Source organism: Kitasatospora sp. NPDC058965, assembly GCF_042741245.1.
Lineage (GTDB): Bacteria > Actinomycetota > Actinomycetes > Streptomycetales > Streptomycetaceae > Kitasatospora.
In genome coordinates, this window is record NZ_JBHYKG010000297.1 from 1 (window position 1) to 10,265 (window position 10,265).

General features: G+C 69.9%; 12 protein-coding genes and 1 riboswitch. Of the genes, 7 read left to right on the forward strand and 5 right to left on the reverse strand.

Going from position 1 to position 10,265, the window contains the following annotated elements:
• Positions 1-144: 144 nt before the first annotated feature.
• Positions 145-1,620, reverse strand: coding sequence for an SPFH domain-containing protein (locus ACFW1A_RS32940; protein WP_380415477.1), 1,476 nt, complete (start codon positions 1,618-1,620; stop codon positions 145-147).
• A 188-nt stretch (positions 1,621-1,808) separates the two neighbouring features.
• The gene (locus ACFW1A_RS32945; protein ID WP_380415479.1) at positions 1,809-2,015 is read right to left on the reverse strand and encodes a hypothetical protein; all 207 of its coding nucleotides are present in this window, start codon (positions 2,013-2,015) and stop codon (positions 1,809-1,811) included.
• 117 nt (positions 2,016-2,132) lie between these two features.
• Positions 2,133-2,270: riboswitch (TPP riboswitch) on the forward strand.
• Here ACFW1A_RS32945 and thiC point away from each other — a divergent pair.
• A complete protein-coding gene (gene thiC, locus ACFW1A_RS32950; protein WP_380415481.1) occupies positions 2,265-4,064 on the forward strand; it encodes a phosphomethylpyrimidine synthase ThiC in 1,800 nt (599 codons plus the stop codon). Its footprint overlaps the riboswitch before it by 6 nt.
• A gap of 130 nt (positions 4,065-4,194) precedes the next feature.
• Positions 4,195-4,656 (forward strand): hypothetical protein, encoded by a 462-nt coding sequence (locus tag ACFW1A_RS32955; RefSeq protein WP_380415483.1) that lies wholly within the window; start codon positions 4,195-4,197, stop codon positions 4,654-4,656.
• A gap of 158 nt (positions 4,657-4,814) precedes the next feature.
• Here the strand turns inward: ACFW1A_RS32955 and ACFW1A_RS32960 are convergent, their stop codons facing one another.
• Together ACFW1A_RS32960 and ACFW1A_RS32965 are read right to left on the reverse strand one after the other, a co-directional pair.
• Complete coding sequence (locus tag ACFW1A_RS32960; protein ID WP_380415485.1) at positions 4,815-5,282, reverse strand: NUDIX domain-containing protein; 468 nt, start codon at positions 5,280-5,282, stop codon at positions 4,815-4,817.
• Complete coding sequence (locus ACFW1A_RS32965) at positions 5,269-5,991, reverse strand: DUF5919 domain-containing protein (protein WP_380415487.1); 723 nt, start codon at positions 5,989-5,991, stop codon at positions 5,269-5,271. The genes ACFW1A_RS32960 and ACFW1A_RS32965 overlap by 14 nt, the downstream gene beginning before the upstream one ends.
• Positions 5,992-6,205: 214 nt before the next feature.
• Between ACFW1A_RS32965 and ACFW1A_RS32970 the strand changes: the two genes are divergently transcribed.
• From ACFW1A_RS32970 to ACFW1A_RS32985, 4 genes are all read left to right on the forward strand, one after another.
• Positions 6,206-6,688: an ATP-binding protein gene (locus ACFW1A_RS32970; RefSeq protein ID WP_380415489.1), complete on the forward strand. Its 483-nt coding sequence runs from the start codon at positions 6,206-6,208 to the stop codon at positions 6,686-6,688.
• Positions 6,689-6,874: 186 nt separating this feature from the next.
• Positions 6,875-7,045 carry a hypothetical protein gene (locus ACFW1A_RS32975; protein ID WP_380415504.1) on the forward strand — a complete coding sequence of 57 codons (171 nt, stop codon included), beginning with the start codon at positions 6,875-6,877 and terminating at the stop codon, positions 7,043-7,045.
• 81 nt (positions 7,046-7,126) lie between these two features.
• Positions 7,127-8,320, forward strand: a complete 1,194-nt coding sequence (locus tag ACFW1A_RS32980; RefSeq protein ID WP_380415492.1) for a JmjC domain-containing protein — start codon at positions 7,127-7,129, stop codon at positions 8,318-8,320.
• A complete protein-coding gene (locus ACFW1A_RS32985) occupies positions 8,254-9,051 on the forward strand; it encodes an aldo/keto reductase (protein ID WP_380415495.1) in 798 nt (265 codons plus the stop codon). Before ACFW1A_RS32980 ends, ACFW1A_RS32985 begins: the two co-directional genes overlap by 67 nt.
• Here the strand turns inward: ACFW1A_RS32985 and ACFW1A_RS32990 are convergent.
• Positions 9,039-9,866 carry a hypothetical protein gene (locus tag ACFW1A_RS32990; RefSeq protein ID WP_380415498.1) on the reverse strand — a complete coding sequence of 276 codons (828 nt, stop codon included), beginning with the start codon at positions 9,864-9,866 and terminating at the stop codon, positions 9,039-9,041. The genes ACFW1A_RS32985 and ACFW1A_RS32990 overlap by 13 nt on opposite strands.
• A gap of 139 nt (positions 9,867-10,005) precedes the next feature.
• Here ACFW1A_RS32990 and ACFW1A_RS32995 point away from each other — a divergent pair, with 139 nt between their 5' ends.
• Positions 10,006-10,167 carry a hypothetical protein gene (locus ACFW1A_RS32995; protein WP_380415500.1) on the forward strand — a complete coding sequence of 54 codons (162 nt, stop codon included), beginning with the start codon at positions 10,006-10,008 and terminating at the stop codon, positions 10,165-10,167.
• Positions 10,168-10,265: the final 98 nt, after the last annotated feature.

Below are 10,265 nucleotides of genomic sequence, written 5' to 3' on the forward strand. Positions count from 1 at the left end.
GGGCTGCCCGGGTCACGCCGCACCCCCCCGGCTCTGGCGCCCGCCCCCCCCTGGGGGGGGGCGCCTCGCGTTGTCCCGGCGACGCGCGGCGGCCCGCCCCACCGTGCGGTGGGGCGGGCCGCGTCCGCCCGGTCGGGCCCGCTGCTACTCGGCGTCGACCTGGACCGGGATGGACTGCGCCGGCCGGTCCGCCGCCTGCTGGGCCGGCGTCCCCGCCGCCCCGCCCTGCGCGTTCATGCTGCCGAGCAGCTGACGGGCCAGGCCCAGCCCGGTGCCGCCCATGGTGAGCGCCTTGGCGAACATCTCGCCCATCCCCTCGGCGCCGTTGAGCAGCACCATGTGCTCCACGTTGCCGAACGCCTCGGCACCGGCCCGGACGATGTCCGGCCAGTTCTCGGCCAGCTGCTGGGCGACCACGGCCTCCTGGTTCTCGGCCAGCGCGGCCGCCCTGGCCTTGATCGCCTCGGCCTCGGCCAGACCCAGCGCGCGGGCCGCCTCGGCCGTCGCCAGGCCCTTGGCCTCGGCCGCCGCCGCCTCGGCCTGGCCGGTGGCCCGGGTCGCCTCGGCGGAGGCCTGACCGCGGGCCTTGGTGGCCTCGGCCTCGGCCAGCGCGGCGATCTTGACCCGGTTGGCCTCGGCCGCGGCGCGCAGCTCGGTCTCCTTCGCCTGCGCCTGCGCCGCCGAGATCCGGGCGTCGCGCTCGGCGTCGGCCTTGGTGCGGGTCTCGTACGCGGCGGCGTCGGCCGGCTTGCGGACGTCCGCCTGCAGCTGCTGCTCCCGGCGGAACGCCTCCAGCTCGGCGACCTTGGTCTCCTGGACCACGACCTCCTGGCGGGCGGCCGCCTGGGCGAGCGGTCCCGCCTGCAGCGCACGGGCCGCCGCAGTGTCCATCTCGGCCTGGTAACCGGCCTGCTGGATACCGGAGTTGCGGGTCGCCTCGGCCTTGCGGGCAAAGGCCTCCTGCTCCGCCTCGGTGGCCCGCCGGTCGGCCTCGGCGGCCGCGATGCGGGCGTCCCGCTGGACCGCCGCGGCGTGCGGGGCGGCCAGGTTCATGATGTAGCCGGTCGGGTCCAGGATCTCCTGGATCTGCAGCGAGTCGATGATCAGGCCGAGCTTCTCCATCTCGGCGCCGGAGGCGGCCCGGGTCTCCCCGGTCAGCCGCTCGCGGTCGCGGATCATCTCCTCGACCGTCAACCCGCCCACGATGGAGCGCAGGTGGCCGGCGAAGACGTTGTGCACCCGCTGGCCCATGTACTTCTGCTGGTCCAGGAAGCGGCGGGCGGCGTTGGCGATGGAGACCGTGTCGTCCCCGACCTTGAAGATCACCACGCCCTTGACCTGGACCGGGATGCCCTGCGAGGTCACGCACTCGACGTCCAGCTCGGCCTCGTTGAGGTCCAGCGAGAGCTTGCGGACCACCTGGATGCCCGGGGTGACCAGGGTCCCGCGGCCGGTGACCACCCGGAAGCCGAGTCCCTCGCCGAGGCCCTCGGTGCGGTGCTTCGAACCGGAGATGATGAGCGCCTCGTTGGGCTCCGCCACCCGCCAGCAGAGTTTGAAGACGATGACGATCAGAAGCAGTGCTGCCGCGGCGACACCCGCGATCGTGCCGATCAACACCGGCGGTTCCCCCTTCAGGGCACACCGATCCCGTGGCTGCGCTCGGTTGTGCAGGGATGCGCGGAAGCCGGTGGCGACAGGTGATTCTGCGCCCGATCACGCCGGTTGAAAAGAGCGGCGCGCGGCTCTTCCGGGGCTGGGACAGGACCGGGACGAGACCGCGACCTGACGCAGTCCGTGACGCCCGGTCAGCCGTGCAGCGGCGCCACGTAGACCGTGCGCGGCGGCTGGTACTCGACCACCACCACCTGGGTGCCGACCGGCAGCGGCTCGCCCGGCACCGCCGGGTAGGCCAGGAAGGCCTCGCTGCCGACCCGTTCCGGCACGTGCACCAGGACCTCGCCGACCAGCCCCGGGCCGACCTTCCCGGTGACCCGCCCGGTGTACCCGATCATCGCGCTCCCCCGTCCGCTCCGTCCGCGTCCAGTCTGCCCCAGCGCCCGCGGTGCGGACCCCTACTGGACCGGGCGCAGACCTGCGGCTACCGTGTTCACGTCTTTGGGCAGGCAAGTCCGCCTGCCAACGGGAGCTCGGAGCACCGGGCTGAGAGGGCACTGAAAGGTCACGCCGACGGGCGTGCCGAGGGCTGTGCCGACCGCAGGAACCTGGACCGGGTAATGCCGGCGTAGGGAGTAGAAGGTCAGATGACCACGTTCGATGACGCACGTCCGGCCACGGTCGAGTCCGCGGCCACCGGGTACCCGACCCCGGCCTGGCGCAAGGCCTACGTCGAGGGTTCCCGGCCCGACCTGCGGGTGCCGCTGCGCGAGGTGCAGCTCACCAACGGCCGCACCGTGCCGCTGTACGACACCTCCGGCCCGTACACCGACCCCTCCTACGAGCCCGACGTGCGCCGCGGCCTGCCCGCGCTGCGCGACCCGTGGATCCGCCAGCGCGGCGACGTCGAGGAGTACGACGGCCGCGAGGCGCGCCCCGAGGACGACGGGATCAAGCACACCGCGCCGCGCGGGGGCAACCTGCGCAACCTGGACGCCGTCTTCCCCGGCCGCCCGCGCCGCCCGCTGCGGGCCCGCGACGGGGTGGCGGTCACCCAGCTCGCCTACGCCAAGCAGGGCGTGGTCACCCCCGAGATGGAGTTCGTGGCCCTGCGCGAAGGCCTGGCACCGGAGTTCGTCCGGGACGAGGTGGCCCGCGGCTGCGCCGTGATCCCGGTCAACGTCAACCACCCGGAGGTGGAGCCGGCCATCATCGGCACCAACTTCCTGGTCAAGATCAACGCCAACATCGGCAACTCCGCGGTGACCTCCTCGATCGAGGAGGAGGTGGAGAAGATGACCTGGGCCACCCGCTGGGGCGCCGACACGGTGATGGACCTCTCCACCGGCCGCAACATCCACACCACCCGCGAGTGGATCCTGCGCAACTCCCCGGTCCCGATCGGCACCGTCCCGCTCTACCAGGCGCTGGAGAAGGTGGACGGCCGGGCCGAGGAGCTGAGCTGGGAGGTCTACCGGGACACCGTCATCGAGCAGTGCGAGCAGGGCGTCGACTACATGACGGTGCACGCCGGCGTGCTGCTGCGCTACGTCCCGCTGACGGCCCGTCGCAAGACCGGCATCGTCTCGCGCGGCGGCTCGATCATGGCCGCCTGGTGCCTGGCGCACCACCAGGAGAACTTCCTCTACACCAACTTCGAGGAGCTCTGCGACATCCTGCGCGCCTACGACGTCACCTTCTCCCTCGGTGACGGCCTGCGCCCGGGCTCGATCGCGGACGCCAACGACGAGGCGCAGTTCGCCGAGCTGCAGACCCTGGGCGAGCTGGGCCGGATCGCCCGCGCCAAGGACGTGCAGGTGATGATCGAGGGCCCGGGCCACGTCCCGATGCACAAGATCAAGGAGAACATGGATCTCCAGAAGGAGATCTGCGACGAGGCGCCGTTCTACACCCTCGGCCCGCTCACCACGGACGTGGCCCCCGGCTACGACCACATCACCTCGGGCATCGGCGCCGCGATGATCGCCTGGTGGGGCACCGCGATGCTCTGCTACGTCACCCCCAAGGAGCACCTGGGCCTGCCCAACCGGGACGACGTGAAGACCGGCGTGATCACCTACAAGATCGCCGCCCACGCCGCCGACCTGGCCAAGGGCCACCCCGGCGCCCAGGCCTGGGACGACGCCCTCTCCGACGCCCGCTTCGAGTTCCGCTGGGAGGACCAGTTCAACCTGGCCCTCGACCCGGAGACGGCCCGCGACTTCCACGACGAGACGCTGCCGGCGGAGCCCGCGAAGACGGCCCACTTCTGCTCGATGTGCGGGCCGAAGTTCTGCTCGATGAAGATCAGCAAATCCATCAATGAGAAGTTCGGCAACGGTGCTGCCTCGCCGGAGTACGACGAGGCCGCTGTCGAGGGCATGAAGGCCATGTCCGAGGAGTTCAAGGCCCAAGGCAACAAGGTCTACCTGCCGATGGCGGACTGACCAGACCCGCCGTCCGTCCGGGCCGGGAGCACCGTCCTGCTCCCGGTCTCGGAGGCGTGTGCACGGCTGCCCTGGGAGGCAGGAGGGGGGCTTCCAAGCGCAGCACGGGCTTACTGGTATGCATTCCGTCATGACCCAGCAGAACCAGGCTGCACCGGACGTCGCCGGGTGGGCGACCACCTGCCGCGCCATCACCAGCGACGTGCTGGCGGCCCTAGGCCTGCCCCAGGACCTTGTGCAGACCGATCCGGGCAGGGCGATGCGCCTCATCGAGGAACAACTCGCCGAGCGCGCGGCTGATCCCCATCTGCAGACCGAGCAGGACCGGATCTTCAACTCCCAGGTGATCATGGGGTTCACCGCCGAGTTCCTGATCAGCGTGCACGGAGCTCGGTGGGACTGGATGATCGACGCATCGTCACCCTTGGGCGGTCGCTGGGTCATCACGAGCTTCGCCCACCCGCTGGGCCAGGAGACGGTTCCGGTGGATGTTCCCGGACTCGCGTACGAGGCTGCGACCAGCGGGGACCCGAGCCTCGTGGACGTGATCAATCAGGCGGAGCGGCTCTCCATGATTCGGGTGTTGCGCTGATCGGCGGCTGACCTCGGGCGAAAGGCGGGTGACGTGCCGGTCAGAGAGACCTGTTGTCCTGCTTCTCAGGCTGAAGCGGTTGAGCCCTTCCTCGGTCCTCGGGGAAGGCTCGTGTCCTGTGCGGCTCACTCGTCCTGGAAGGCCTCCGCCGCCGCCGACTACCGGATGACCGGCCCCTGCCCGGATCGCCAGTCGTTGATCCGCTTGCGGATGCTCGGGACCATGGGCAAGCCGTCCACGTCACGCGGGTCGAACCAGGCAACCTCGAACGACTCGTCGGATACGCGCAGTTCGCCGCTGACGGGTCGGGCGAGCAGGCAGATGGAGAACTCCTGGCGCACTTCACCGTCGTCGTAGGCGAAGACGTGGCCGGGGTTGGTGTAGGTCCCCACGATGCCGGTGATCTCCACCTGGACGCCGGTCTCCTCGAAGGTCTCCCGGATACCGCACCCCGCGAGCGATTCGCCCAGCTCCATCTTCCCGCCAGGTAGCGCCCACATCCCGTTGTCGGTGCGCCGCTGGAGCAGGATGCGGCCGGACTCGTCCACGACGACCACCGAGGCGGCTGGAACGAGGCTGTTGGGCTTCGGTGCGTTCGGATCGTCCTCATAGTCACGCCTGGCCATGATCGGCTACCTCCCAGATGTTGCGCCCGCGACTCCAGAGCTCTTCGACGTGATCGGCGAACCGGTCGAACATGCCGTCGTCTTGGGCGCGCCTCAAGTGCATCATCGGCGAGTCATGGCCGACCCTGCGGGCAAGGATCGGCGTCACGATCATCTCGTCATCGAAGCGGAACACGGACAGGTTGACGTGACCGGTCTCGAACCGGCCCTCGATGTCCCCGACATCCCGAAGCCGTTGTAGCTCACTCATCGTCACGGCGATGCGGGTGGACAGCGTGAGCGGGACGCCTTCTTCGGCCTCGCGGGCCCGGGTGACCGGGCTGTCCGGGTCGCCGATCAGGAACCTGACCCGGCACCCGGTCTGAGCCTTCCGGCGGAGTGCGCCGGCCAGGTTCGCCTGCTCCAGCCACAGGAAGTAGTTGGTGTATCCCGCGAAGGTCAGCTCGCGCTGCGCTTTGGTGATGAGCGACCGCCAGAGCGAGGCGGGCGCCGCTGATCGGTAGGGGAACACCTGGATGACCTCACGGTCAGGTCCTGTCTTGAGCGCCGAACGGACGGCAGTTGGCCACAACGTGGATTCCTCCTCTCCCAGCGCCTCGCAGGCCGCCCATCGGTGTCGAGCGTGGGGGATGCGGGTGGGGTAGGCGATCCATCGGCCAACCGTCTTGGCGTCGACGCCACATGCCTCTGCGAGCTGCGCTTCGGTCATCTTGGCATTCGCCATCGCACGGCGGAGAGCGTGATTCATAGTTCACCTCTTGAGCCCGTAGAGGACGGGACGAACCGTATCGGTGAAGCGTCCCAAACGTCCCACAAACGCGGTAGGAACGCCCCGACGTGCAGCGGGAGCATCAGAGCGTGACAGAGCTTCGGCTCTCCGTGATCACGGATCACGTCCAACGCGCTCGAAAGGGGGCTCCGCCATGTCTGACACTGCATCATTCCCGGTTCCGCAGGAGTGGGATGTTGAGCCGGACCCGTTGGCTGTTCCGGCAGCCCGTCGGCTGGTGGTCGATATCGCGCGGTGCTGGCGCGTGCCGCTGTCGGACGACGCGTTGCGGGACGTCGAGTTGTGCACGAGCGAGCTGTTGGCGAACGCCATGGAGCACAGGAAGGCTCGGTGCAAGGTGACGGTGCGTTGGACGGGAATCCGCCTGCGGGTGGAGGTCGCGGACACCAGGCTCCGGCTCCCGAACCCGGACTCGGCGCAGGACACCGTGACGGGTGGTCGGGGCCTGATGCTGGTCGCGGGACTGTCCCACTCGTGGGGATGGGAGCCCGTCGGGGCCGGAAAGGTCGTGTGGTTTGAGACCGCAGCCGACCAGCTGGTGACGGGAGACGCGCGACTCGCGGTGCTCGTCCACGCCGCACAGGCCCGGGCTGACCCGCTCGTGCAGACAGCCTGATCACCCCTCAGCTCCACCTGGCCGCGCTGGGGAATCGTGGTCAGGTGGCCGGGCGGCACCGGCCGTTCACCCCCTTGTGGTCGGTGCCGCTCTTCGCTCCATAACCCGGTGCTCGGAAGCACAGGGTGATTGCCCTCAGATCTTCCGCCCAGTGGTGGGCGGGAGCAGACAAGGAAGGAGCACCACGTGGACGACACCACGAAGAAGCCGCTGATGAAGGCGAGCGGGCTGCTGATCGCGGTCGAGGAGCTGACCGCCGTCCAGGACAGGTACGACAGCCTCCGCTCCGACAACGCCGGCTCCTCCGGCGACTCGCCGTGGCCCGGTGGTGACGGCAACCTGACCGACGTCGAGTAGGACTCGGTCACCCCAGGGGCGGGGACTCGCGCACTGAGCGGGTTCCTGCCCCGTGCCCAGCACTCTCCTACGGAGGTAGCAGTGGAACACCGGTTGGTCACCGCCATCGAGACGGCCCTGAGCTGGGACGGCTCCGAACCGATCGGGACCGGCTTCGCGCTCGGCCGGATCGAGGATGATGCGCTTCTGTCGCGCATCCTCACCCCGAACAAACTCCTCGACATCGCCATGCGGCGCAGCCTCAACCGGCCGCAGTTCCGGGCCTTCCAGAACGGCGAGGAAGTCCACCCGGCCGTCTACTTCACCGACATCGTCAGCCCGCGCGGACAGTCCATCCCGATGGCCAACATGCACCGCCTCGGTGACCTGCTCCGGCAGGGGGCGACGCTGATCATGGACCAGGTCAACGTTTTCGACCCCACGATGGAAGTCACCTGCCGCGCCTTGCAGTGGTGGGCACGCGAGCGGGTGCAGGTGAACGCCTACCTCACCACGAACGACGCCGCCGGCTTCCCGCTGCACTGGGACGACCACGACGTGATCGTGGTTCAGCTCTCCGGGGAGAAGGACTGGGAGGTCCGCGCCACCTCCCGCACAGCGCCCATGTACCGAGACGCCGACCCCAACAACATCCCCAGCGACACCGTGATCTTCAACGGCACGCTCCAAGCGGGCGACGTCATGCACATCCCGCGCGGCCACTGGCACCAAGCCACTCGCACCCGGAGCGGCACGGGCCACAGCCTCCACGTCACCTTCGGCATCACCAAGCGCTCGGGCGCCTCCTGGATGGCCTGGCTGGGCGACTGGTGCCGCGAGCAGGAGATCTTCCGGCGCGACCTCGACCGCACCGGCGCCGACGTCACGCCATTGCTCGAAGCCGCCACCCGACTCGTCGGCCGACGCGGTCCGGAGGACTTCCTGACCGCCTACGAGCAGCAGACCGCCCCCGGCCGGCAGGTGCCGTTCCTGGAGATCTTCGGCGGGCTCGACGCCGTGGTGTGCACCACCCACTTCGCGCCCCGGATCACCGAGCGCGGAGACACCGTGGGCGTCAGGGCGGCCGGGAAGCAGCTCACCTTCGCCGCCAAGGCGCTGCCTGCCCTGCGACTACTCCTCAGCGGCCGACCCGTCGCGCTCGAACAGGCGGCGGCGGCCGTCGGCGACGAGGTCCACGAAGTGGCCGACATCCTGATCAAGGAGGACCTGTGCACACCGCTGACCGACGAGTTGTCCTCGGGCTACACCGGTCTCGTCACCGCCGCGACGTCCTGACCGGCGCTCTGGACCTCGGCGTCACCGCGATCGACACCGCCTCGAACTACCTCCATCACCGATCCCACCACGTCCTCGGCGAGGTGGCTGGTGACCTGCTTCCGAAGTTCTCGATCTCCACCAAGGTCGGCTACTTCGAGGACGAGCACAGCCTCTCCCCGGCGCGGCTCCGGGGCGCTGTTGAGAAGACGGTGAACGACCTCGGCCGCGAACCGGACGCGCTCCTGCTGCACAACCCGGAGCACTCCGCCCCGAACGCCGAGGTCCTGTGGCAGGCATGCGCGGTCCTGGCCGGCGCGGCGGAGAAGGGGCGGTGCGGTGCCTGGGGGATCTCCACCTGGGACCCGCGCCCGCTGGTCGGCCTCGACGTGCCCCGCCCGGACATCCTCATGGTCCGCTCGGGCCTCCTTGTCAGCAGCGGCGTCCTCGACGCCGCCGAAGCGCTGGTGACTGCGTGGAGGCCGACCCGAGTACGGGGGATGAGCCCCTTCGGCGGCAGTGTCACCGACCCCGTGTGGCAGAAGTTCGACCCGAGGATGTTCCTGCGGACGTCTGACGCCACACCGATACAGGCAGCGTTCCGGGTTGCCTTCGAGCTGCCTGGGGTGGAGGCGGTGGCGGTCGGCACCGATGACACCGAGCACCTGCGGGAGCTGTGCGGAGGCCTGGAGCACGAGATCGACGCCGACGTCCTCCGGGCCTACTGGCAGCTCCTGCGTCAGTCCGCCTGAAGCTCCTTCACCACCTGCTCCGACAGTGCGCGGGCCCCGTCGAGGCGAGGGTCCTCGGGGTGTGCGTACGGCCCGAGGATCTTCGCCGCGACGAACAGCGTCATCAGTTTGCCGTCCCGGCTCGCGAAGTCGCCGCTCCGCTCGACGCGGACGCGATCGGCCAGCGCCGGTACGGCAAGCGACGCCGCCCACAAGGTGGCGGCGTCCAATCCGCGGGGGGCCATCCCCCAGTCTTCCCAGTCGAAGATGCAGAACTCGGGTGCCGTCACGTTCGCCCAGTTCAGATCCGCATGCGCCGGGCACCACTCACTTACCGTCGGATCGACGAGCGGGAACACTTGATGGATCATCCGTGTCACCAACTCCTGCGTGATCGTCTCCGTGTCCGGCGTGGCGATCCGGTTCGTTCGCTGCCGCGCGAGCGCATCCAGTGAGGTGTTCAGCTCAGCCCACCAGCTGGAAGGCAGCGCGGGATCGTCCGCCACGACTGCGGACCCCACGGGGGCAGAGGGCAGGAGCCGGGTCTCGTCGGCCCGCCACATCACCGGCTCGACCTCGTCCCGCCACGCCACACCGGCCAGCCACGCGGGCTTCGCGATGCCGCTCAGAGCCTCGGCCGACGGCGTGCCGTTGCCGCCCTGGGTGCCGATCCGGTCCAACCCTCGCCGCTCGATCCGGACCCACGTGCCGCGCTCGGTGCGGGCGCCCACGGACCGGCGCTTGCGGACAACCGTTGCCGGATCGAGCTGGGTCCCCAACGCGGTCCCCACTCGCTCCAGAACCTGGTCAACTGGCACCTGGCGCAGATCAGTCATGGGACAACGGTAGCGAGGACCAGCCGAGTTGGGGGCGCTTCACGGGTTCGTGCAGCCCCGATTCGCGCTCGCGGCGTCGGGGCTGCCGGCATGCGGTGACCACTCCGACTAACACCACCGCCCGTGAGGAGGCCGCCCGATGCCGCACCGCCCCCGCCTCTCCTGCCCCGATCGAACCGGGAGCGCCCGCCCCGCGCACTCCCGCCGGACCTGGAACCGGCCGCTCAACCCCGCACCGCTGATGACCCTGCGGAACGTGGTCAAGGGCCCCCGCCGCCACCACCTGCGGCTGCCCCACTGACCACCACGGCCACCTTGGCCTAACCCTCCCTCTCGTCCAACCGCCTCGCGCCGACCGCGAGCACCACGCCGCGTGGTCGGCGCGACGGCACTCCCCTG